The organism is Halorubrum sp. SD626R (assembly GCF_001261915.1).
Classification (GTDB): Archaea; Halobacteriota; Halobacteria; order Halobacteriales; family Haloferacaceae; genus Halorubrum.
This window is the reverse complement of record NZ_CVRT01000077.1, coordinates 16,706-37,811: the sequence shown is the minus strand read 5'-3', so window position 1 is coordinate 37,811 and position 21,106 is coordinate 16,706. Positions and strand designations below refer to the sequence as shown.

Below are 21,106 nucleotides of genomic sequence, written 5' to 3'. Positions count from 1 at the left end.
CGGAGCGGTCGAGAGCCGGTCCTACAGCAACGCCTCCGCGCCGACGAACGCGACGAGGTACGTCGCCGTCGCGGTCGGCAGCGCGATCCCCACGCGGTAGGCCACCAGCGTCCGATCGAAACCGCGTTCCAGCCCCGTCGCGAGCGCGGTGAGCAGCGTCGCGAGGATCAGGACGTAGGCGCCGACGACCCGACCGAGCAGGGGGACCGAGAGCGTTCCGGATCCGTCGGCGGAGTCCCCGGTCGCCTCGGCCGTGCCCGCGCCTCCGGCCCCGGAGGGATCCCCGCCCCCGACTCCGAGGACGTCCGCGCCGGCGGTCGCCCCGGCTCCCAACCCCCCGGCGTCGACCGTCTCGATCCCCGTCGCGAGCGCGACGGTCGCGCCCCCGACGAGGGGCGCGAACACCGCGGCGGTGTTCGTCAGCGTCCCCGTCACGGTCGCGAGCTGTCGCCGGGCGTCGGTTTCGAGCGCGCGGAGCTCCTCCAGCTGGTCGGCGAGTTCGAGGAGCACGTCCCCCGCCGGACTCCCCTCTCGCGCGGCGACGGCGAGCAGGGCGACCGCGCCGCGGACCCGCGGGGACGGGACCGGAACGGCGGGCCCGCCCCGGCCGAGGAACGCCTCCCGCACTCCCACTCGGAGCGTCTCGCTGCGACGACCGGCGCGCTCGAACAGCTCGCCGGTCGCCCCGTCGAGCCGCTCGCCGGCGTTCGCGATCGCCGTCTCGGCGGCGACGCCCTCGGCCACGTCGCCGCCGATGACGGTCATGGCGTCCGGGAGTCCGCGCTCGACGGCGCGGATCTCGGAGAGCACCGCCCGTCGGCGTCGGACGCCGACGAGGAGCGCCGTCCCCGTCCCGACGCCCGCTCCGGCCACGAGCGCGGTCCACCCGGCGACCAGCCGCGCGGCGGCCGCGGCCGCGACAATCCCGGAGAGCGCGCCGGCCGCGACGGCGTGTCGCCCGCGTTCCGGCACGTCCGGGTGGTCGCCGTCGATCGCCGGCGGCGCGAACGCGACCGGCCTCCGCAAGAGCAGCCACGCCGATGCGGCGAGCAGCCCGGCGGGGAGCACGCCGAGGTACAGCCCGGTGACGACGCCGGCCCCGATCGGAACGCCGGACGCCGCGGCCGCGGGAAGCAGGGCGATCAGCGCCAGCGGAAGGAGCACGCCGAAGGCGTACAGCGCCGAAACGGGGCCGCGGACCTCGCCGACGAACGCCGCGAGCCGATCGGTCGTCCCGGAGACGGTCGCGTCGAGCGCGCGGTCCAGACAGCGCCCCCGCCGCTCCGCCGGCGCCGACGCCGCCGTCCGGACCAGCGCCGCGGCGCGGTCGATCGCGGGGAACCACGGGCGCCACTCCCGGGCGAACGCCCGGAGCCCGCTCGTCGGTCCGTTCGCGCTCCCGCGCTCGTGACGCGCCAGTCCCTCGGCGAGCGGTCCGTCCCCGGTGCGCGCGGCGAACCGGACGGCGCGCTCCGCCGACGGGTCCAGCCGCATCCGCAACACGAGCCGGCCGACGAGGCCGGGCGCCGCCCCGAGCGCGCGCGTCCGCCGCACCTCGGCGAGCCACACCGGTGCTCGATGGACCGCGTGGGTCGCCGTCAGTCCCCCCGCGAGCCCGGCGAGCGCTCCCGGAACCGGTCCGACGGCGAGGGAGAGCGCGGCGACGCAGAGGAGACCGGCGCCGATCCCGACGTGATACCCGAGCTCGATGACGCGGTCGGCCGAGGTCTCCCAACCGAGGAACGCGACCGCGCGGCGGAGCTCGGACGATCCGGCCGCGTCGCCGTCTCCTCGACCGCGGACCGAGCCGTCGGGCGGACTGTCGACCGGCCCCGTCATCCCGCCTCACCGTCCGCGCCGACGAACTCGACGTAGCGCTCCGGATCGGTCCGCCCGGCGGCGACCGCCTCTCGGATCCGCTCTCCGCGTTCTCCGACCGCCGCTCTGGCCGCGGCGTACGACCCGTCGGTCCCCGCAAGCCGCTCGACGAGCCGGCTCTCGCCCCGATCGATCCGCCCGGTCGGCGTCAACCCGTCTCCCGTGCGCTCGAACAGCGGATCGAACGCGGCGCCGTCGTCGTGACCGGCGACCTCGGCGATCGCGTCGACGCGGTGGTCGTCGAGCAGGACGATCAGGTCGGTCGCGGCGAACGACGAGGGCGACACGCCGAGGTCGGAGACCACCCGCTCCCGGACCGCGGGCGGGTCCTCGCCGTGGATCGTCCCGAGCACCGTCTCGCCGGTCGCACCGACGCGCATCGCCTCGTAGAGGGCCCGCGCCTCCTCGCCCCGGACCTCGCCGACGACGATCGCCCCGCCGCCGAGGCGGAGCGCGGTCCGGACCGCGTCGCTCGGCGACGGCTCGGCCCCGTCGCCGACGCGGAGCCGCTGCGCGTCCCGTCCGGCGGCCGTCAGGGCGCTCGCCGGGAGCTCGGGGGTGTCCTCGATCAGAACCGACCGCGTCTCCGCGGGGAGCTCCCACAGGAGCGCGCCGAGCGCGGTCGTCTTCCCCGCGCCGCGTCCCCCGGCCACGAGACCGGTCACGCCGCGCTCGACGGCGACGGAGAGGAGGCCGGCGGCCGCCGGCGTGACCGTGCCGACGTCGACGAGTCGCGCGAGGGTCCACGCGTCGGGGTCGCCGCGGCGGAAGGCGAACGAGAGGCCGTCGCTGGCGGGCCCCGTCGTCGCGGCGACGCGGACGCGCCCCGCGTCCGTCTCCAAGGTCGCGTCGAGCGTGGGGCTCGCCCGCGAGAACCCCCGACCGCTGGTCCGGCGGATCCTGGACGCGAGCGTGGCGGCCCCCTCGGGCGGGAGCCTGACGTTCGTCCGACAGCGCTCGCCGTCGACGACGACGCGAAGCGGGTTCTCGGTCACCGGCGCCGACAGCGTCGCGTCGCTCACCCGGTCGTCGGCGAACACGTGTTCGAACGCGCCGTAGCCGCGCGTGTGTCGACGGAGTACCTCGGCGAGCGTCGAGACGGGATCGCCGTCTTCCGCGGCCGCTCGGGCGGCGCGTCCCGGCGCTCGGGCTCCCCCGGTCGGGTCGTCGAGCAGCCGTCGCTTCGCGTCGTCGAGCCGCTCGATCGCCCCGTCGTCGAGATCCCGGACCGGCGGCGTGAGGTGATACGTTCGGAGCGGTCCGGACCCCTCGTACAGCCGGACGGTCGCGTCGGTGTCGAGCGCCCAGCGGTCGACGAGCTCGGCTCCCGGCGGCGGCCCGGCCGCGATCCGTGCGGCCGCGATCTGCGGTCCGGCGTGCGCTCGCAACACGTCTCCCACCTCGTCGGCGCCCTCGACGACCGTCGACAGCCCCGTCTCCGTCGCGATCCGGGCCGGCGGCCCCTCGCGCCCGGCCGCCTCTCGAGCGGCGCCGACCGGATCGCGCGTCACGCGGTCGGCGAGCCGCGTCTCGTGGAACTCGATCCGCTCGCGGAACCGGCCCGCCGCGACGAGACACGCGGCCGCCCGCCCGGCGTAGGCCCGCTCGCGCCCCCGGTGGCGGGTCCTGATCACGTCGGCGTCGCGCTCGGTCAGCGCCTCGACGACGGTCGCCAGGCAGTCCGGGCTCTCGGCGAGGTCGCCGCGGCCGGGGCAGTCGGCGGCGTCGACCGCGAGCACGGCGCGGTCGCCGACGCCCGTTCCGATCGGTTCCCGGAACGACGGCTCGCACCGACAGTCCCGCTCGGCGTCCGTCCACGGCAGCGACCGCAGCGACGATTCGCCGCCGCCGATATTCGACAGCGAGGGGAGATCGAGGTTCACGGCGGGCGTGACCCCGGTATCGCATATAAGCGCTCACCCGATCCTGGCGATCCGGACGGTCGGCCCCCCGTCGTCGACGAGGCGGAGGACCAGCCGGCTCTCGCCCCCCGGTCGGAGCGCGATCGCTCCGCCGTCGAGCGCGACGAACGCGTCCGCGACTCCGGGGACGATCGGAACGGTCCGCTCGCGACCGCCGTCGATCCGGTATCGGAGCGCGACGCTCGCCTCCGAGTCGTCGACCGTTGCCGCCGTCCCGGTTTCTGTGGCGCCATCGGCTGCTGCCTCCGCGTCTGCGGCGTCCGTCGTCGCCCGCTCCGTCGCCGAGTCGGCTTCGCCGACGCCCCCGATCTCCACGAGCGCGACGCCGTCGACCGGCGCCGCCCCGAACCCGCTCGGAACCCGGACGGTCAGGGTCGTCCGCGCGGCGAGCGCGGGGTCCGCGACGCTCATGGAATCCGCGGTGAGATCGCCGACGGCCCGCTCGATCCGGTCCACCTCCGTGTCGAGCCGCTCGACGGTCGTGGCCGCTCTGGCGTCTTCGAGCGCCGGCGCCACCGCCGCGAGGAGGGCGACGGCGACGAGGACCGTGAGCACGACGCGGATCACGTGTCCCGTCCCGTCCCCGTCGGGGCCCCGCTCCGAAGCGCGCCCTTCGAACGCGTCGGACGACTCGCGTTACAGGGACTCACGGAGCCGGTCCAACGCCTCGTCACGCCACGATCCGTCCGCGTCCTCGTCGGCCTCCGCGGCGTCGCCGTCGGCTGCCCCTCCCCAGTCGCCCCGCTCGGCGGCGTCACCCGGAACGGCGGCGTCGAGCGCGGCGTCGTCCGGTACCGCGTCGCCGGGGGTGGCGTTGTTCGGGTCCGCGCCGACGGGGCCGGTCTCGCTCTGGGGTCCGCTCTCCGAGGCGTCTCCGCCGCGGCTCGCCCTCGCCAGCGCGAGGTCGGCCCGCCGTTCGACCTCGCGGTTGACGGCCCGGATCGACCCCGCGTACCCCCTGATCGCCTGCGTCGCGGCCTCCAGCTCCTCGACGCGCGATTCGAGATCGGCCACGCGCGACTCCAGCGCCTCGCGCTCCGCCGCGGCCGCCGCGCCGTCGTCGAGGTCCGCGACGGCCGCGTCGGATCCCGTCACGGCGCGCTCGACCGCGCTGAGGCGCTCGTCGAACCGGTCCTCGCTCCCCTCGTGCTTCGCTCCGTCGGTCCCGGCGGTGTGCGGTTGTCTTCCCCGGTCCGAGCGCCGATTCCCCTCGCCGGTGGCGTTCGACATGCTCCGCGTTGGCCTCGATTTCGCACTTAAATCCGGGGGAAAGCGTAATACGCCGGATCGGTTACTCAACGATCATGAAGACAGTCCTCCTCGGCGTCGGACAGGCGGGCGGGAAGCTCGCGACCGCCCTCGCCCGGTTCGATGCCGACGCCGGCTACGGCGCGGTGCTGGACGCGCTCGCGGTCAACACGGCCGCGGCGGACCTCGACCCGCTCCCGCTCGACACGGTCCTCGTCGGGCAGTCGCGGGTCAGCGGTCACGGCGTCGGCGGCGACAACGAGCTCGGCGCCGAGGTGATGGACGAGGACGCGACCGAGGTGTTGGACGCGCTCTCGTCGAAGGTGACCGCGGAGGCCGAGGCGCTGTTCGTGGTCGCCGGGCTCGGGGGCGGCACCGGCTCCGGCGGCGCGCCGGTGCTCGTCCGCGATCTGAGCCGGGTGTACGACGTGCCGGTGTACGCGATCGGAATCCTTCCCGGCCGCGACGAGGGGACGATGTACCAGGTGAACGCGGGCCGGTCGCTGAAGACGCTGGTGCGCGAGGCGGACGCGACGCTCCTGCTCGACAACGACGCGTGGCGCTCCGCGGGCGAGTCGGTCGAGAGCGGCTACGCCGCGGTCAACGAGTCGATGGCGCGGCGCGTCGGCCTCCTCCTGGCCGCCGGCGAGTCGGTGGAGGGCGTCGCCGAGTCGGTCGTCGACACGAGCGAGGTGATCAACACGCTGCGGGCCGGCGGAATGGCCGCGGTCGGCTTCGCCTCGGCGCCGGCCGCCGAGGACGCCGAGGAGAACGTCACGACCGTGACGAGCGCGGTCCGGAGCGCGGTGATGACCGGGATGTCGCTCCCGAACGCGACCGACGCCGACGCCGCCCTCGTCGCCGTCGCCGGCGACCCGGACCGGATCTCTCGGAAGGGCGCGGAGAAGGCGCGCAAGTGGCTCCAAGAGGAGACCGGATCGATGCAGGTGCGCGGCGGCGACTTCCCGCTCGACTCCGACCGTATCGCGGCGCTCGTGCTCCTCGGCGGCGTCGAGCGCTCCCGCCGCGTCGAGGCGTTCCTCGAACGCGCCCGGCAGGCGGTCCGCGACGAGGCGGAGGAACGAGTCGACCCCGCCTCAGCGTTCGACAACGACGACCTCGACGACCTGCTGTGAGCGGGACACCGTCCGAACGGTGAGGAGTCGAACGCGGACAACGAGGCAGGTTCCGCACCTTTTTGGTGCCGCCCGGTGGAGTCGTTGCCGATGAGTAACCCGTGGGACGACTGGGACCACGTGCTGAAGGTCGATCCCGACAAGGAACTGCGGGACGGCGAGACCTTCGAGGACGTCTGCCGCACCGGCACCGACGCGATCGAGATCGGCGGGACCCTCGACATCACCGCTGAGAAGATGACGCGCGTCGTCGACGCCGCGGCCGAGTACGACGTCCCGCTGTACCAGGAGCCGTCGAACCCCGGCGTCGTCATCGACTCGCCCGCGCTCGACGGCTACCTGATCCCGACGGTGTTCAACGCCGGCGGCCCGTTCTGGATCACCGGCGCCCACAAGGAGTGGGTCCGCATCGACGACCTCGACTGGGACCGGACCCACACCGAGGCGTACATCGTCCTCAACCCCGACGCCGCGGTCGCGGAGGTGACCGACGCGAACTGCGACCTCGCGGCCGACGACGTGGGCGCGTACGCGAAGGTCGCGGAACGGATGTTCGGCCAGGAGATCGTCTACGTCGAGTACTCGGGCACGTTCGGCGACCCGGAGAAGGTCGCGGCGGCCCACGACGCCTTAGACGACGCCACGCTCTTTTACGGGGGCGGGATCGGCGACTACGAGTCGGCCAACGAGATGGCCGCCCACAGCGACGTGATCGTCGTCGGCGACCTGCTCCACGACCAGGGCGTCGACGCGGTGCGCGAGACGGTGAAGGGCGCGAAGGACGCCTGAAACGGTCGCGGAGCGTCGCGCGACACCGTCCGTAGCTCTCATACTTAAATTTGTCAGCGCGAGGGGCATGCGTCCCGCGCCGAGAGCCGACGCGGAGGCGCGGACCCGCGGGGCGGATACGCGCTCCGGTCACGATGACGACGCGGACGCGGAAACGCGCGAGAGCGCCGTTCCGAGCAGGACGCTCCCGATGAGAGCGGCGGCGCAGACCGAACGACCGATCATAATCGCGCGGAACACCGCCTCGTACTGTGGCCGCGGCACGAGTCCGGCGACCACGTCGTCGAGGGGGAGGACGAGGAGCAGGAACCCGGCTCCGGCGACGGCGGCGAACTGTACGAGTCGGTCCGACCGTCCGAACGGTTCGGAACCTTTGGAGACGGTCAAGAGGACGGCGATCGCGAGGATCCCGACGAGTAGGTCTCCGCCGAGACCTCCGACGATCACCGCGAAGATGAATCCGATCCCATAGGGGATCTCGCCGACGACCGCCTCGACGTATCGGAACGACGCCGCCGGCCGGGCGATCCACAACGCACCGGCGAGTATCGACACCGGAACTGCCCCTCGCGGGAATCCGTCCGACATGCGCCGAAGGCGTGTCGGGGTGATACAGTGCTTTCCCGTATCCGGGAAGCGGACGGTCGTCTTACTCCCGGCTCGCCCGAACGTGACGGCGGTGCCGACTTACCGGCTCGTCGACCCCGCGTACCCCTCGACCATGTTCTCGACGTACTTCGCGATCACGTCGACCTCCAGGTGGACCGGGTCGCCGACCGACTTCTCGGAAAGGGTCGTCAGCTCGTAGGTCGTCGGGATGATCGCGACGTCGAACTCCCCGTCGCGCTTCTCGGCGACCGTCAGCGAGATCCCGTCGAGCGTCACCGACCCCTTGTCCACGAGGTAGTCCGCGTGGCCATCGGGGATCGCGAACGCGAACCGCCAGTCCTCGCCGACGCGCTCGATCCCCGTCACCTCGGCGACGGTGTCGACGTGGCCCTGCACGACGTGGCCGTCGAACCGCCCGTCGGCGGGCATCGCGCGCTCGACGTTGACCGGGTCGCCCTCGGCCACGTCGCCGAGATACGTCTTCGCGACCGTCTCGCTCGCGAGGAACACCTCGAACCAGCCGTCGGTGTCTCCCTCGTCGGCGCCGTCCGCGTCGGCGCCGTCGGCGGCGCCGATGCTGTACTCCTCGACGGTGAGACAGACGCCGCTCACGCTGATCGACTGCCCGTGGTGGAGGTCGTCGAACCCGTCGACTCCGATCCGCAGCCGCAGTCCGTCGTCCGTCTCGGTCCGCGTACGGACCGTCCCGGTGCCCTCGACGATGCCGGTGAACATACCGGAACTGAGCGCGCGCGACACATATCGGTTCGGTGTTCGGCCTATCCCTCGGCGCCCGTCCTCCTTCCCGCCGTCGCGCCTCTTTTGACCCCCCGGGGCCAACCCGACTCCAATGCGCCTCGGGCTGATGGACATGATCGGGTTGGCGGCGTCGCTGGTGTTCGCGCTGCCGCTCGCGAACTACGCCGTTATCCGGCTGTTCGCCGGCGAGGTCGCGCTCGGCGTCGGGCTGCTCGTCGTCGCCGTCGCGATGGTCGTCCTCCCGCAGTACTTCCTCGACCCGGGTCGGATCCTCCGCGGGCTGATCTCGGGGCTGCTCCCCAGTCAGCTCCGCGGCGGAGACGAGACCGTCGCCGCGGAGTCCGACGGGGAATCCGCAGAGAAGTGACCGACCGCCGACCCCGATTTCACTCGGTTTCTCGGCGCCGTTCCGGGACGATCCCGAACGGGTACTCCGCGAGGAGCTCGTACCCGTCGTCGGTGACGACGACGAGGTCCTCCAGTCGGACGCCGCCGATGCTCGGGTCGTAGACGCCGGGCTCGATCGTCACGACGTGGCCCGGCCGCAGTTCGCCGGCGCCCGACAGCGACGGCGACTCGTGGAGGCTCACGCCCACGCCGTGACCGGTGCCGTGAGTGAATCCCGTCTCCCCCTCGCACGCGTCCGGATCGAAGCCGTAGGCGGCCAGCTCGGCGGCCGCCTCGCCGTGGACGGTCTTCGCCGGAACCCCCGGCTCGACCTCCGCGAGCGCGGCCTCGCGGGCGGCCTCGACCGCGACGTACGCGCGGCGCTCCCAGCCGCCGTCGCCGTCGACGACGAACGTCCGGGTCATGTCCCCGTAGTAGCCGTCGGGACCGCGCGGCGAGATGTCGAGCAGCACGGTCTCGCCCGGCCGGATCGGCTCGTCGCCGACGTAGTGGAGGTCCGCGGCCGACGGGCCGGCGCCGATCACGGTGTTGCCGGCGTCGCGGACGCCGCGGGCGGCGAGGACCGCGTTCGCCTCGCGCCGGAGCCGCTCGGTCGTCAGGGGAGCGCCCTCCCACCGGAGGGTCGGTTCCCCGGCCTCGTCCTCGCCGGCCTCACTGCCCGCCAGCACGGTCTCCGCGCGCGCCATCCCCGCGGCCGCCGCGCGCTGGACGCGGCGGAGACGGTCGAGCTCCGCGTCAGTCTTCCGGGCCCGCGCCGTCGTCACCGCGTCCGTCGACGCGAGCGCGTTGCCGGCGCGTTCGAGGTAAACGGCGGCGTCGTGGGGGATCGAGGGCGGGACGAGGAGGGTCGCGTCGGGGGCGCCGTCGGCGTTCGACCCGCCGTCCTCTGTCGCGTCGCCGCCGCCGAGCAGCGCCGCGACTGCCGCGGCCGCGCGCTCCCCGGCGTGGTCGCCGACGTTCTCGGTCCGGACCTCGCGGGCGACGCCGTCGTGGAAGCCGCTGGTGATGTCGTCGTCGTCGTACCCCTCACCGCCTCGGGCGCGGGCGCCCGAGACGAACCCCCGCTCGGCCTGCTCGGTGAAGAGGCTCGGCGGGCAGCAGACGGCGCGGGCGGTCGCGGCGTCGCGGTCGTCGTCGCCCGCGCTGTCATCATCGCCCGCGCCATCACCGCCCGGAACCACCACCAGCGCGTACGATCGGTCCGGACCCGAAAAGCGCGTGAGGTATCGCAGGTCGTCGTCGAAGCGGTCGCCGACCGCGACGAACGCGTCGGCGTCGGCGGCCGCGATGGCCTCGACGATCGGGGTGAGGTCGGTCCGGAGGGGTCGGCGCCGGGCGTCGTCTCCGGCGGATGCGGCGTCGTTTCCGGCAGGCCCGGTGTCACCGCCGGCCCCCTCGCCCCCGTCGCTCACGGCTCCGGTTCGGGGACCGCCAGCTCGGCCTGGACCTCCTCGACGAGTTCCTCGGGGGTCTCGTCGCGGAGCTCGTTGAACAGCAGGACGCTGATCGGGAGCGTCGGCGCCCCGCCGATGAGGCTCTCCATGATCACGAGCCGCTCGCGGGCGCGGGACATCCCGACGTAGAACACCCGGCGCTCGTTGTCCGTGAGGACTGGGACGGGGCTCGTCGCCTTCGTGAACTCGTCGACGCCGTCGACGTCGGTCGGGTCGTCGATTGAGGCCGCCATCTGCTCGACGACCTTCTCGGTGAGGTCGGTCGCGACGAACACGTGGTCGGCCTCGCGGCCCTTCGCCGAGTGGATCGTGCCGACGCGGACGCGGGTCGGGTCGGTCTCCCCGTAGTCGCCGTCGAAGTACGCGCCCATCGACTTCCGCTGGAAGCTCGTCACCTTCCGGACCATGTCGTCGGCGCTCGCGGTGTCCGGCATGAAGGGGATGTAGTCGTCGAGCTCGTCGGGCGTCACCTCGATCAGGGAGACGTCGTCGGCGTCGGCGGCCTCCTCGCGGTCGTCGAGGAAGTCGTAGAACTCGTCGCGGTCGTGGGTGCCGAACGCGGAGTCCTGGAGCATGTCAGCGAGGCGCCGGGCCTCCAGCCCGTTGACGGGGTCGCCCGCCTCCGCCTTCTCGACGGCGCTGACGTAGTCCTGTACGCGATCGGTCCACATCCGCCCGTCGGTGAGCATCGAGAAGGGGATCCCGTGGTCGATGAACTCGTCGATGAAGTCGAACATCTGGTACCGCGCGCGGAACAGACACATGATGTCGCCCTCGTCGTCCTCGACCGTGTACCGGACGTTCCGGACGAGTTCGATCATCGACGGCGCCTGGATCGCCTCGACGGTGCCGCCCTCCTTGCGCGGGTGGAGGTCCTTCTCCTGTCGCTTGTCGATGTGGCGGATCTCGGCGTTGACGACGTTGAGGATCTCCGAGGGGAGCCGGTAGGAGTTCGGGAGGACCACGTCCTCGTCGACGTCGGTGTCCAGCAGGAGGTCGGGGTCGGCGCCCTGCCACGCGTAGACGACCTGGTCGTCGTCGCCGGCGATGAGCACCTTCTCCATGTGCGGGCGCCACTCCTCGAAGACGTTGTACTGCAGCGTCGTGATGTCCTGGAACTCGTCGATGATCAGGTAGTCGACGCTCGGCACGAGCGAGCGCTGCGCGACCCGTTCGAGCATGTCCGCGAAGCCGACGAGGTCGTTGTCGCCCTTGTAGCCGCGCCACGCCCGGATCGTCTCGGGGATGTCGATCCGGTCGTCGTCGGAGGGCCACGTCGGGGTGTACTTGTTCCCCTGCTGGGCGTTGGGGTCCTCCTCGGGGGGGAGGCGGACCTCCTCGACGTTCCACTGGAAGGGCACGTCGTACCAGTCGGCCACGTCGCGCTCGGTGCGCTGGAGCCACTGGGAGGTGGCGATGATCTTGTTGCCGATGGTCGTCGACCGCGCGGTCCGGCGCCCGGCGCCGCCGTGCTGGTCCTCGAACTCGATGCCGTACTCCTCGCAGAACGCCTCCTTGTCGTCCTCGCCGACCACGTCGCCGCGGGAGAGGTCGAGCAGCTCGTACGCCTTCGCGTGCATGGTGCTGACGTTCCCCTGGAGGCTGCGCGGGGAGACGTCGAGCCGCTCCGCGAGGCGCTCGCGGATCTCGGCGGCGGCCGCGCGCGTGTACGAGACGACGAGGATGTCACGGATATCGGCGTCGTCGTCTTCGAGAATCCCTTCGACGCGGTCCAAAAGCGCCGTGGTCTTCCCGCTTCCCGGACCGCCGAACAGTCGCGTCACCGTGGGATCGGTCATTGTCTACCCGTGATCCCGGTTCTCCTTAAACGCCGTGGCTCGGGGCCGCTCCGGTCGGAACGCAGCGATCGCCGCCGCTGACAGGTCAGTTGCTTCGCGTCGCGCGGGCTTCCCGAACGTCGGCGCCGTCGCGGACGAGGTCCTCGCAGGCGGGGCAGACGCGAGGGCGGTCGACCTCGTTCGGGGTGAACACCCGAACGTAATCGGTCGTGACGAACGAACCGCAGTTCTGGCAGGTCGGCATGGTCGACAGTATCGATTGATCCCACATAATGCTGCCGCCGAGTCCAGACGAAAGAAAACCGCTAATCCCACCTGCGCCGTCGTCGGCGTCAGGTCGGGCGCCAGTCGCAGACGTCACACCGCGCCGTTCCCTCGGGGTGGAGTGCACCACACTCCGGACACTGGAGCTTGTTATAGGACCGCTCCCAGCGTACGATCTCCGTCTCGTGGCCGCGGTCGGAGAGGAACTCGTCGAGCACGTCGTCGTCCGAGCTGGGTGCACTACTAGACATGCATGCCAGTCAATGACACGCGAGTATATATATCTTCTCACGATTCCCGTCGAACCGATATCTCTCCTACGAACGATCGGAGATACTCCACGAAACTGTTCGGGACGGACGTTCCTCTACGCGATGGAGAGATAGTTGCAAACTGTCCTCACGCGACAACCTCCGCGGGCGACGGGACCGTTCCCCGTCGGCTCACCACGGCTCGTCCTTCAGGCCGAGGAGGTAGGCGCCGACGTTCGTGACCACGTGAAGGACGGGCGTCATCACGAGGACGGCGGCGAGCACGGCGGGCGTGAACGTCGCCAGCGCCCAGTCGGTGTCGACGACGGCGACGGCCGCGAGCGCCCCGACGACGAAGTCGAGCTGGTCCAGCCCGGGGAACGCGGCGCCGCGCTCGCGACCGGAGCGCCGCTTGAGGAAGGAGGCGCCGATGTCGCCGCACATCGCGCCGAACGCGAGCGCGACCGCCGCGGGGAGCGCGAACGTCGGGAGGTCGACCCCGAGCGCGGCGCTCGCGGGGTCGTTGAGGCGGTTGAGCGCGAGCGCGAGAGCGACGCCGACGAGCGTCCCGACCGCCGTACCGCGCCACGTCTTCCCGTCGCCGAGCAGGCGCGCCCCGCGCCACTCGCGGCCGCCGTCGATGGGGCGGCCGCCGCCGGCGAGCACCGCGGCGTTGTTGGGCACGTACGCGGGGACCATCGCCCAGAACGCCGTCGCGACGAGCGAGCCGATCATACGCGGTGCACAGGCGTCGTCGATTTATAAACCACGGATCCGCGCCGGACGAGGTCGGGCCCTCGGTTCGGCAACAGTGAAGTCGCCGCCGCCCCCATATCGGGTATGCTCCCCCCGATCGCCCGGCGGTTCGTCGCCGGCGAGAGCGTCCCGGAGGCCCTCGACCACGTCCGCGCGTGCAACGAGGACGGGATCGCCGTCGTCGTCAACCTGCTCGGCGAGCACTACGACGACCCGGCGGCCGCCCGCGCCGACGTCGACGCGTACCTCGCCCTGCTCGACGACATCGCCGATAGCGGCCTCGACGCCCGGATCTCGGTGAAGCCCTCGCAGATCGGGCTCGACGTCTCCGCCGAGCTCTTCGAGGAGCACTACCGGGAGATCGTCGCTCGCGCCGACGAGATCGGCGCCTTCGTCTGGTGCGACATGGAGGACGCCGACACCACCGACGACACCCTCGACGCCTTCGAGTCGGTCGCGGCCGAGCACCCGTGGCGCGTCGGGCAGTGCGTCCAGTCGAACCTCAGGCGCACCCGCGACGACCTCGACCGCCTCGTCGACGTCCCCGGGTCGATCCGGCTCGTGAAGGGCGCGTACGACGAGCCGGCGTCGGTCGCGTACACGGGCGGGGACCGCGTCGACGAGGCGTACCGCGAGGACCTGCGCTTCCTCTTCGAGCACCGGGACCGCGGGGTCGCCGTCGGCAGCCACGACCCGGCGATGATCTCGCTGGCGAACCGCCTGGCCGCCGAACACGGCACCGACTACGAGGTCCAGATGCTGATGGGCGTCCGCGAGGACGCGCAGCGCGACCTCGCCGCGCAGGGCGTCGACGTGGTCCAGTACGCGCCGTTCGGCGACAAGTGGCTCTCGTACTTCTACCGGCGCGTCCGCGAGCGCAAGGAGAACCTGACGTTCGCGCTGCGGGCGGTCGCCGGCCGGTGACGGCGGCGCGCACTTCGGGTCGACGAACGCCCGCGGACCGATTCGCGCTCCGGGTCGCCGTCACCGGCGCGTGGAAGCCCTCTTAAGCGTCGCCGCCACATACCGATCCGATAGATGTCCACGTGGAAACGCGACTTCGCCAGCGGGCTCATCGTGTTGGCGCCCCTCCTCGTCCTCCTCTTGGTCCTCCAGTGGATCTACCGGTACATCGCCTCGATCCCCCTCATCGAGGGGCTTCAGCCGGCGATTATCCCCGCCCCGCTGGAGCCGATCTCCCGCGTGATCATCGCGCTGGCGGTGTTCGCCACCGTCGTCCTCGCGGTCGGCTACTTCATGCGGACGACGTTCGGCCGGTTGGCGGAGTCGGCCGTCGACGGCGCGATCAACCGGATCCCCGCGCTGCGCGTGGTGTACAACGCCTCCAAGCTCGCCATCGAGACGGCCGTCTCCGGGACCGACGAGCTCCAGAGCCCGGTGTACATCGAGACGTGGCCGGGGATCCGCATGACGGCGTTCCGCACCGGGAAGAAGACCCGCGACGGGAAGATCGTCCTGTTCATGCCGACGGCGCCGAACATCACCACCGGCTTCGTCATCGAGGTCGAGCCGGAGCGCATCGAGGAGACCGGCGAGACCGTCGAGGAGGGGATGACGCGCGTCCTCTCGGCCGGCTTCGCCGAGTCCGCCCACCAGGTCCCCGTTCAGGAGGAACGCCCGCCCGAGGGCGACGCCGACCGCTCGGGCGGCGTCGGCGGCGTCCGCACTGACGGCACGCCCGGACAGACGGAACGGCCCCCGACCGACGGCGAGAACGACTAAGCGCGCCGAACCGCGATTCACGGTGACCGCGATGCGTCGCGAATCGCGACGCGTTCGAGCCGCCTACAGGTAGGCGAACCAGTCGTCGTGGTCGTCCGTCCGCCGCTCGACGAGGTCGAAGAAGGCCTGCTGGAGCTCCTCGGTCACCGGGCCTCGGGTGCCCGCGCCGATCTCGGTGTCGTCGACGGAGCGGATCGGCGTGACCTCCGCGGCGGAGCCGGTGAAGAACAGCTCGTCGGCGGTGTACAGCTGGCCGCGGGAGATGACGGCCTCGTCGTGGACCTCGTAGCCGCGCTCCTCCGCGAGCGTGATCACGGTGTCGCGGGTGATCCCTTCGAGGATGGACTGCGCGGGACCGGTGGTGTAGATCTCCCCGTCGTTGACCATGAAGATGTTCTCGCCCGGCCCCTCGGCGACGTTCCCCTCCTTGTTGAGGACGATCGCCTCGACGTAGCCGTTCCGGCGGGCCTCCTCGCCCGCGAGCATGGAGTTGACGTAGAGGCCGGTGGTCTTCACGTTCGTCGGCACCTGCGAGGAGGCGTGTTTCCGCCACGAGGAGACCATCACGTCGACGCCCTCTTCGAGGGCCTCCTCGCCGAGGTACGCGCCCCACGGCCACGCCGCGAGCACGAGGTCGGTCGGGCAGTCATTCGGCGAGACGCCGAGCGAGTCGTACCCGTAGTAGGCGATCGGCCGGATGTACGCGGAGTCGAGGTCCTGCCGGTCGAGGAGTTCGAGGGTGGCCTCGGTGAGCTCCTCGCGGGAGTGCTCGATGTCCATGTCGTACATCTTCGCGGAGTCGAACAGCCGGTCGAGGTGTTCGTCCCAGCGGAACACCGCCGGCCCCTGCTCGGTGTCGTAACAGCGGACGCCCTCGAACACGCCGCTCCCGTAGTGGAGCGCGTGGGTCAGAACGTGGGTGGTCGCGTCCTCCCAGTCGAGGAACTCCCCGTTCTTCCAGATCGTGTCGACATCCATCTCGTCGAATCCCATACTACGTGGTTGCGGTCGGCGGGCTTAAAACTGTAACAAGCGGTCGAGACCGTCGCGACGGATCGAACTTCGATCCGCGCGTCTGGCCGCGCGTCGAACTCTGCTCTGCGCGGGTGACCGCCTCCGAAGCCCCAGCCGCTCGGCGATACGTGGCCGCTCTCGCTCCCGAGTACTGCCCCGAAGCCCCAGCCGCGAGGCCGCCGTACGCTCGCTGCGCTCCTCGGTCGCTCGTTTCACTCGCTCCCTGTGGTGCTTGGCGTCGCCTACGGCGGCCTCGCGGCTGCCCCTTCGAGCCCCGCCCCACACAGCGACCGCGCCTCACGCCTCCCCAGCCTCGTCGCTCGCTTCGCTCGCGACTCCCTCGCGCGTGCGATTCGCGCCTTTCAGGCGCTCATCGGCACGCGCCACCGCACGGTGATCGATTACTTCAGCGCCTCGACGAGCGCCGCGCCCTCGACGTACGGGATGCCGCGGCGGGCCGCGTAGGCGGCGGCGTCCGCGGGCGCGAGCGCGTCGCCGGTCTCGTCGTCGAGCATCTCGCAGACGACGGCGGCGGGGGCGGCGCCCACGGCCTCGGCCATCGCGAGCCCGAGTTCCGTGTGGCCGGTCCGGCCGCCGAGCCCGTCGCGGTCGCCGCGCAGCACGTGGACGTGGCCGGGCGCGCGGAACTCCGCGGCGAAGTCCTCGGGCGCGTAGCCGGTCGGGTCGTCGCGCACCCGGCCGGCCGCGCTCGCGAGTTCGGACACGGTCCGGGCGCGGTCCGCGTCCGTGATCCCGGTGAACGTCTCGCGGTGGTTCACGGGCAGCGAGAAGGAGGAGCGGTCGTCGTAGTCGGGGTCGTCGTCGACCGCGGGGTGGTCGATGGCGTCGGCGAGGAACGGCAGGTCGAACGCGTCGCCCACGGCGTCGCTCACGGCCACGCAGATCAGTCCGCCCGCGTCGTTGCGCATGTGCGCGACCGCGGCCTCGTCGACCGCGCCTGCGGGGTAGACGATGTCCGTCTCCCCCTCGCGGTCCGCGAAGTCGTGGACGCAGACCGGGTCGCCGGCGCGGAAGGCGGCGAGCGCGCGCTCGACCGACTCGGCCGCGTCGGCCGCCTCGCTCTCGGCCGTCGCCCCACCGTCCGCGGTCGCCCCGGCGTCGCCCCCCGGAGCCACCTCGGCGTCGCCGTCGGCGTCGATGTCGGCCCGCATCAAGCCACCTCCGTCTCGCGGTCCTCGCGGTCGGGGGCCTCGCTCTCGGCGGGGTCGTCGGCCCGGCTCGTCGCGGTCACCCGGACCTCGACCTCGTCGCCGTCGTCGAGATCGAGCTCGTCGCGGAGCCGGTCGGGGGCGATCAGCTCCAGCTGGTCGTCGTCGTGGTGAGTCCGGTCGGGAACGATCGCGTGGACCTCGTTGTAGCGTTCGTCGCCCGCGACGAGGGTGACGCCGTAACACGAGGCCGCGCCGTAGGTCCGGTCCTCGTCTTCCCACGCGTCGATGGGGACCGCCTCGATCCCGGCCATCTCGCCGCGACGGCGGACGCTCTCCTCGCTCAGGTCGACGTTGAGCGTGCCCGGGAACGGCTCGTAGCCGAGCCGCGACCGGAACTGCTCGGCGTAGCCGGGCAGGGTGATGTAGTGGCGTCCCTCGCCCATCCCGCCGGTGACGACGCCGCGGAGGACGAGCTCCACTTCGCTCTCGAACAGCTGGCGGTAGTCGGCGTACTCCGCGCGGAGCGCCGCCTTGCCCGCGTCGGTGACGCGCACCCACTGCCCGTCGCCGACCACGTCGCGCTCGATGTAGCCCGCCGATTCGAGGGTCTGCAGCCGCCGGGACGCCGTCTGCGTCGAGGCGTCGAGGCGGTCGCCCAGTGCCGCGCACGACACCTTCGTCTCGGTCAGGCCGCCGACGAGCCCGACGTGTTTCAGGGCCGCGATCGCGGCCGGGTCGGGGTCCGCCGTCGCCGTCGCTTCTGCCATACCCGGATCTGGGTCGCCCGCACGCAAAAGGGTAACGAATGTGGGATACGTCCCAAAAACGTTAATCTGGTTTAGGCTCGGTTCGGGAGCCGATGGAGGGACTGTTTCAACTGTACGTCGGGCGGGCGGCTATCTAATTCCGTCGGTATCGGCGGCCTTCGTCGCGAGCCGCGACGACCGCCGTCGCCTGCGAACCATCCGCGTGCGGGTCGTCGAAAGGTAAGGTACAAATACGAACGGCGATTGATTTCGGGTGCGGGCTCGTAGATCAGCGGCAGATCGCTTCCTTCGCAAGGAAGAGGCCCGGGGTTCAAATCCCCGCGAGTCCACTACCTTCTCGCTCGTACCAGAATGCTTCGGTGGCGTTCCAATCGGGCGTATGTGATGCTCATCGAGCGATACAGTTTGATACAGGCCGACATGCTTGAACACCGGATTTCGATTCCAGCTAGCTCAGATTTACGAGCAGACACATCTGCTCATGCGCGCGAGCGGTCCCGATGACCATCGCAATTGACCCTGCGATCATCAACCTGATTCAGTCTAAAAAATATTTATAAATTATTACGAATTAGATCCTGTTGCCGCATAGTAGCTCAACACCGGCGTAATCAGGCTTCAGTACAGAATGAGAATAGAAAACCGATGGAGAACGTGGGTAAACTATTCGACTAGCTGAAGTCGTAATTCTGTTCCAAGATTACGTTTCCGCTCGGATCATGGATTATCCTGACTACCACTTCTCCACTGGGAGAAGTGATACTACTGTAGTCCAGTGATTTTTGCTCTCCAGTCTCCCAATTTCCATCATCAATACTACTACTTGCGACCTGACCATCCACAGAGAGCGTGAGATCAGCCGTATCAACTGTCTGTCCGCCGGTCTTTGTTACGTTAATGACCGACGAATCGTTGCCATCGATGGTGAAGCTCGCCTGCGGTGCGGTGTCGCTTACTTGATCGCCAAGACCGAGCACGAATGTCCCGATGACGGCGGCCAGGATCACAGTGATCGCGACCATGAGGATGACTCCGGTAACAGGGCTCACCGCGCGGTCGTCCGATTTGAATAGGTTGCTTGGTTTCATTGTTTGAACCCAGCGATCCACCGACGAAACGGTCGCTCCGTTTCGATCGATTAGCTGGTTACTGTACAGTACGTCGGAACCACTTATGTAGTTACTGGCATAAATATCACCGACGAAAATCAGCTGCGTGGGGGACGAATTCGTCGATACGTCCGTGGTGTGGTGCGGTTCTCGTTCCCAGTCGCGGACGACATCTACGGCACGTGACTCCTCGCGTACGTCGAGTGGTAGCCCCCCGCGAACCGCCCGTCTCGTTCCGTTGAAAGCGATTAAATACTCTCGGCGAATCGGTCGGGACATGGGCGTCTCAGAGATACTCGAGGGAACGAACCTCTCGCATCGCCAGATGGGCGCGATCATGATCGGCTGGCTGGTGCTCGTCACCGTGGTCGCCGTCGGGCTGCTGGTGTACACGTCGCTGAACTTCGCGTAGCCGCCCTCGCGGCAACCCCGTCGGCAACCCCCGAAGCTATGACCGGGCGCGGAGAACGACCACGGGATGGATCCCGCCGAGCGACGGATCGTGGCGTTCACCGCCGGATCGCACGGGCTCGTTCACACCTACGAGCTCTCGATCCCGATCCTGCTGACGGTGTGGATCGCCGAGTTCTCGACGACCGCGGCCGCCCTCGGGCTCGTCTCGACGATCGGCTACGGGCTGTTCGGCGTCGGCGCGCTCCCGGGCGGCATCGTCGTCGACCGGTTCGGCTCCAAGCCGGTCATCCTCGCGTGTCTCGCCGGGATGGCGGGATCGTTCCTCCTTGTGAGCGTCGCACCGAACCTCCTCGCCCTCGCGCTCGCCGTCGGCGTCTGGGGCGTCACCGCGAGCGTCTACCACCCCGCCGGGCTGTCGCTGCTCTCGAAGTCGGTGGACCAGCGCGGGACCGCGCTCGGCTACCACGGGATCGGGGGTAACCTCGGGATCGCGCTCGGCCCGCTGGCGACCGCGCTGCTCCTGTTAGCGTTCGACTGGCGGATCGTCGCGGCCGCGCTCACGCTCCCGGCGGTCGTCGTCGCCGCATACGGGGTCACCGTCGACGTTGACGCGGCGTTACCGGACCCCGCGGCCGCCGACGGCGGGGGTCGAGACGGGGGCGGAAGTCGAGACGAGAGCGGGAGTCGGGACGTGGACGGGGAGAGGGGCACCGCCGGGAGCGGCGGCGCGAAGGGAGCGGTCTCGCTGTCGACGATCGCCGACGACACGCGCGTGCTGCTCGCCGGCGGATTCCTGATCGTGTTCGCGTTCGTCACGTTCAGCGGGCTCTACTACCGGACGTTCCTCACGTTCCTGCCGGACCTCCTCGGCGACGTCCTCGGCGGATTGATCGATGTCCAACTGATCGACCCGGAGAGCCCGTACGCCGAGGAGTTCGACGTCGCGCGGTACCTCTACGTCGCGATCCTCACGGTCGGCGTCTTCGGCCAGTACCTCGGCGGCCGGATCGCCGACCGGATGCCCCCGGAGCGCGGCCTGATAGTTCTGATGTCGATACTGGCGGCCCTCGCGCTGCTGTTCGTTCCCGCCAGCGGCGGTACCGCGACGTTCCTCGCGGTCTCGCTCGCGCTCGGCGTCGCGCTGTTCACGGTCCAGCCGCTCTCGCAGGCGACGGTCGCGGCCTACTCCCCGAGCGAGGCGCGCGGGATCTCGTTCGGCTACACCTACCTCGGCATCTTTGGCGTCGGGTCGCTCGGCGCCGCGCTCGCCGGGACGGTCCTCACCCGGGCCGGCCCGCGCGAGCTGTTCCTCGTCCTCGCCGGAATCGCGGCGCTGGGCGCGCTCTCGGCGGCCGCGGTCGCTCGGTTCGCGACCCGACGAGACTGAGTGACTGCCTCCGGCTCCCGCGACCGGGCGCCTGTCTCCGCATTCCGAGACGAGAGTTCCCTCCGACGTAGCCTCTCGCCAACCGGCACGACCGACCGTGCGACCCGTACCCCACCCCGTTGCCGATCGACGGCCCGATCGATCCCGCGAAGCTGCGGCTCGACCTGTTGGAATCTCCACTCGTCGAACCGGGTGAAACTGGTTACCACGCTGATGGGTGGGCGGGT

22 protein-coding genes and 1 tRNA gene are annotated in these 21,106 nt (G+C 70.8%); 8 read left to right on the top strand and 15 right to left on the bottom strand.

What is annotated here, in order from left to right; genetic code table 11:
• Positions 1–21 precede the first annotated feature (21 nt).
• The 4 genes from SD626R_RS08480 to SD626R_RS08465 form a co-directional block, all read right to left on the bottom strand.
• Positions 22–1,839: a type II secretion system protein gene (locus tag SD626R_RS08480; RefSeq protein WP_092565662.1), complete on the bottom strand. Its 1,818-nt coding sequence runs from the start codon at positions 1,837–1,839 to the stop codon at positions 22–24.
• Positions 1,836–3,761, bottom strand: coding sequence for an ATPase, T2SS/T4P/T4SS family (locus SD626R_RS08475; RefSeq protein WP_092565660.1), 1,926 nt, complete (start codon positions 3,759–3,761; stop codon positions 1,836–1,838). Before SD626R_RS08475 ends, SD626R_RS08480 begins: the two co-directional genes overlap by 4 nt.
• Before the next feature lie 33 nt (positions 3,762–3,794).
• Positions 3,795–4,367, bottom strand: a complete 573-nt coding sequence (locus tag SD626R_RS08470) for a DUF7311 family protein (RefSeq protein WP_092565658.1) — start codon at positions 4,365–4,367, stop codon at positions 3,795–3,797.
• Between the two features lie 69 nt (positions 4,368–4,436).
• Positions 4,437–5,030 (bottom strand): DUF7310 family coiled-coil domain-containing protein, encoded by a 594-nt coding sequence (locus SD626R_RS08465; RefSeq protein WP_092565656.1) that lies wholly within the window; start codon positions 5,028–5,030, stop codon positions 4,437–4,439.
• Between the two features lie 74 nt (positions 5,031–5,104).
• Here SD626R_RS08465 and SD626R_RS08460 point away from each other — a divergent pair, with 74 nt between their 5' ends.
• Positions 5,105–6,184 carry a tubulin/FtsZ family protein gene (locus SD626R_RS08460; RefSeq protein ID WP_092565654.1) on the top strand — a complete coding sequence of 360 codons (1,080 nt, stop codon included), beginning with the start codon at positions 5,105–5,107 and terminating at the stop codon, positions 6,182–6,184.
• Positions 6,185–6,274: 90 nt separating this feature from the next.
• Positions 6,275–6,973 carry a phosphoglycerol geranylgeranyltransferase gene (locus tag SD626R_RS08455; RefSeq protein WP_092565652.1) on the top strand — a complete coding sequence of 233 codons (699 nt, stop codon included), beginning with the start codon at positions 6,275–6,277 and terminating at the stop codon, positions 6,971–6,973.
• A 129-nt stretch (positions 6,974–7,102) separates the two neighbouring features.
• On the opposite strand, the gene SD626R_RS08450 is transcribed toward SD626R_RS08455, so the two are convergent.
• Together SD626R_RS08450 and SD626R_RS08445 are read right to left on the bottom strand one after the other, a co-directional pair.
• Positions 7,103–7,528, bottom strand: coding sequence for a hypothetical protein (locus tag SD626R_RS08450; protein WP_092565651.1), 426 nt, complete (start codon positions 7,526–7,528; stop codon positions 7,103–7,105).
• A gap of 132 nt (positions 7,529–7,660) precedes the next feature.
• On the bottom strand, positions 7,661–8,317 hold the full coding sequence (locus SD626R_RS08445; RefSeq protein ID WP_092565649.1) for a riboflavin synthase: 657 nt from the start codon (positions 8,315–8,317) through the stop codon (positions 7,661–7,663).
• A 115-nt stretch (positions 8,318–8,432) separates the two neighbouring features.
• Here SD626R_RS08445 and SD626R_RS08440 point away from each other — a divergent pair, with 115 nt between their 5' ends.
• On the top strand, positions 8,433–8,708 hold the full coding sequence (locus SD626R_RS08440; RefSeq protein WP_092565648.1) for a DUF7533 family protein: 276 nt from the start codon (positions 8,433–8,435) through the stop codon (positions 8,706–8,708).
• 19 nt (positions 8,709–8,727) lie between these two features.
• Here the strand turns inward: SD626R_RS08440 and SD626R_RS08435 are convergent, their stop codons facing one another.
• The 5 genes from SD626R_RS08435 to SD626R_RS08420 form a co-directional block, all read right to left on the bottom strand.
• A complete protein-coding gene (locus SD626R_RS08435) occupies positions 8,728–10,161 on the bottom strand; it encodes a M24 family metallopeptidase (RefSeq protein ID WP_092565646.1) in 1,434 nt (477 codons plus the stop codon).
• Positions 10,158–12,002, bottom strand: coding sequence for a UvrD-helicase domain-containing protein (locus tag SD626R_RS08430; protein ID WP_092565641.1), 1,845 nt, complete (start codon positions 12,000–12,002; stop codon positions 10,158–10,160). Before SD626R_RS08430 ends, SD626R_RS08435 begins: the two co-directional genes overlap by 4 nt.
• 85 nt (positions 12,003–12,087) lie before the next feature.
• On the bottom strand, positions 12,088–12,246 hold the full coding sequence (locus tag SD626R_RS16810) for a DUF7563 family protein (protein ID WP_008002314.1): 159 nt from the start codon (positions 12,244–12,246) through the stop codon (positions 12,088–12,090).
• Between the two features lie 88 nt (positions 12,247–12,334).
• Positions 12,335–12,517, bottom strand: a complete 183-nt coding sequence (locus SD626R_RS08425; RefSeq protein WP_092565639.1) for an HVO_0416 family zinc finger protein — start codon at positions 12,515–12,517, stop codon at positions 12,335–12,337.
• A 192-nt stretch (positions 12,518–12,709) separates the two neighbouring features.
• Positions 12,710–13,252, bottom strand: a complete 543-nt coding sequence (locus tag SD626R_RS08420) for a CDP-2,3-bis-(O-geranylgeranyl)-sn-glycerol synthase (protein WP_092565637.1) — start codon at positions 13,250–13,252, stop codon at positions 12,710–12,712.
• Between the two features lie 105 nt (positions 13,253–13,357).
• Here SD626R_RS08420 and SD626R_RS08415 point away from each other — a divergent pair, with 105 nt between their 5' ends.
• Together SD626R_RS08415 and SD626R_RS08410 are read left to right on the top strand one after the other, a co-directional pair.
• A complete protein-coding gene (locus SD626R_RS08415) occupies positions 13,358–14,197 on the top strand; it encodes a proline dehydrogenase family protein (protein ID WP_092565635.1) in 840 nt (279 codons plus the stop codon).
• Between the two features lie 114 nt (positions 14,198–14,311).
• Positions 14,312–15,016, top strand: a complete 705-nt coding sequence (locus SD626R_RS08410; RefSeq protein WP_092565633.1) for a DUF502 domain-containing protein — start codon at positions 14,312–14,314, stop codon at positions 15,014–15,016.
• Between the two features lie 63 nt (positions 15,017–15,079).
• Here SD626R_RS08410 and SD626R_RS08405 read toward each other — a convergent pair whose 3' ends face one another.
• The 3 genes from SD626R_RS08405 to SD626R_RS08395 all read right to left on the bottom strand — a co-directional run bounded on the left by SD626R_RS08405 (position 15,080) and on the right by SD626R_RS08395 (position 17,969).
• Entirely contained in the window at positions 15,080–16,009 is a 930-nt protein-coding gene (locus SD626R_RS08405; RefSeq protein WP_092565631.1) for a branched-chain amino acid transaminase, read from the bottom strand.
• A gap of 422 nt (positions 16,010–16,431) precedes the next feature.
• Positions 16,432–17,202: a 3,4-dihydroxy-2-butanone-4-phosphate synthase gene (gene ribB, locus SD626R_RS08400; RefSeq protein WP_092565629.1), complete on the bottom strand. Its 771-nt coding sequence runs from the start codon at positions 17,200–17,202 to the stop codon at positions 16,432–16,434.
• Complete coding sequence (locus SD626R_RS08395) at positions 17,202–17,969, bottom strand: DUF120 domain-containing protein (protein ID WP_092565627.1); 768 nt, start codon at positions 17,967–17,969, stop codon at positions 17,202–17,204. The genes ribB and SD626R_RS08395 overlap by 1 nt, the downstream gene beginning before the upstream one ends.
• A gap of 257 nt (positions 17,970–18,226) precedes the next feature.
• Here SD626R_RS08395 and SD626R_RS08390 point away from each other — a divergent pair.
• A tRNA-Ala gene (locus SD626R_RS08390) sits at positions 18,227–18,298 on the top strand.
• Between the two features lie 342 nt (positions 18,299–18,640).
• On the opposite strand, the gene SD626R_RS08385 is transcribed toward SD626R_RS08390, so the two are convergent.
• Positions 18,641–19,057, bottom strand: coding sequence for a type IV pilin domain-containing protein (locus tag SD626R_RS08385; protein WP_092565625.1), 417 nt, complete (start codon positions 19,055–19,057; stop codon positions 18,641–18,643).
• A 298-nt stretch (positions 19,058–19,355) separates the two neighbouring features.
• On the opposite strand from SD626R_RS08385, the gene SD626R_RS17220 reads away from it, so the two are divergent.
• Positions 19,356–19,490, top strand: coding sequence for a hypothetical protein (locus SD626R_RS17220; RefSeq protein ID WP_255310119.1), 135 nt, complete (start codon positions 19,356–19,358; stop codon positions 19,488–19,490).
• A gap of 66 nt (positions 19,491–19,556) precedes the next feature.
• Positions 19,557–20,879 (top strand): MFS transporter, encoded by a 1,323-nt coding sequence (locus SD626R_RS08380; RefSeq protein WP_092565623.1) that lies wholly within the window; start codon positions 19,557–19,559, stop codon positions 20,877–20,879.
• The last annotated feature ends 227 nt before the right edge of the window (positions 20,880–21,106 follow it).

Coding starts and splice junctions, on each gene's coding strand:
- SD626R_RS08480 (WP_092565662.1), bottom strand. CDS start 1,839: ATGACGGGGCCGGTCGACAGTCCGCCCGACGGCTCGGTCCGCGGTCGA.
- SD626R_RS08465 (WP_092565656.1), bottom strand. CDS start 5,030: ATGTCGAACGCCACCGGCGAGGGGAATCGGCGCTCGGACCGGGGAAGA.
- SD626R_RS08460 (WP_092565654.1), top strand. CDS start 5,105: ATGAAGACAGTCCTCCTCGGCGTCGGACAGGCGGGCGGGAAGCTCGCG.
- SD626R_RS08455 (WP_092565652.1), top strand. CDS start 6,275: ATGAGTAACCCGTGGGACGACTGGGACCACGTGCTGAAGGTCGATCCC.
- SD626R_RS08445 (WP_092565649.1), bottom strand. CDS start 8,317: ATGTTCACCGGCATCGTCGAGGGCACCGGGACGGTCCGTACGCGGACC.
- SD626R_RS08440 (WP_092565648.1), top strand. CDS start 8,433: ATGCGCCTCGGGCTGATGGACATGATCGGGTTGGCGGCGTCGCTGGTG.
- SD626R_RS08430 (WP_092565641.1), bottom strand. CDS start 12,002: ATGACCGATCCCACGGTGACGCGACTGTTCGGCGGTCCGGGAAGCGGG.
- SD626R_RS16810 (WP_008002314.1), bottom strand. CDS start 12,246: ATGCCGACCTGCCAGAACTGCGGTTCGTTCGTCACGACCGATTACGTT.
- SD626R_RS08425 (WP_092565639.1), bottom strand. CDS start 12,517: ATGTCTAGTAGTGCACCCAGCTCGGACGACGACGTGCTCGACGAGTTC.
- SD626R_RS08420 (WP_092565637.1), bottom strand. CDS start 13,252: ATGATCGGCTCGCTCGTCGCGACGGCGTTCTGGGCGATGGTCCCCGCG.
- SD626R_RS08415 (WP_092565635.1), top strand. CDS start 13,358: ATGCTCCCCCCGATCGCCCGGCGGTTCGTCGCCGGCGAGAGCGTCCCG.
- SD626R_RS08410 (WP_092565633.1), top strand. CDS start 14,312: ATGTCCACGTGGAAACGCGACTTCGCCAGCGGGCTCATCGTGTTGGCG.
- SD626R_RS08405 (WP_092565631.1), bottom strand. CDS start 16,009: ATGGGATTCGACGAGATGGATGTCGACACGATCTGGAAGAACGGGGAG.
- ribB (WP_092565629.1), bottom strand. CDS start 17,202: ATGCGGGCCGACATCGACGCCGACGGCGACGCCGAGGTGGCTCCGGGG.
- SD626R_RS08395 (WP_092565627.1), bottom strand. CDS start 17,969: ATGGCAGAAGCGACGGCGACGGCGGACCCCGACCCGGCCGCGATCGCG.
- SD626R_RS08385 (WP_092565625.1), bottom strand. CDS start 19,057: ATGAAACCAAGCAACCTATTCAAATCGGACGACCGCGCGGTGAGCCCT.
- SD626R_RS17220 (WP_255310119.1), top strand. CDS start 19,356: ATGGGCGTCTCAGAGATACTCGAGGGAACGAACCTCTCGCATCGCCAG.
- SD626R_RS08380 (WP_092565623.1), top strand. CDS start 19,557: ATGGATCCCGCCGAGCGACGGATCGTGGCGTTCACCGCCGGATCGCAC.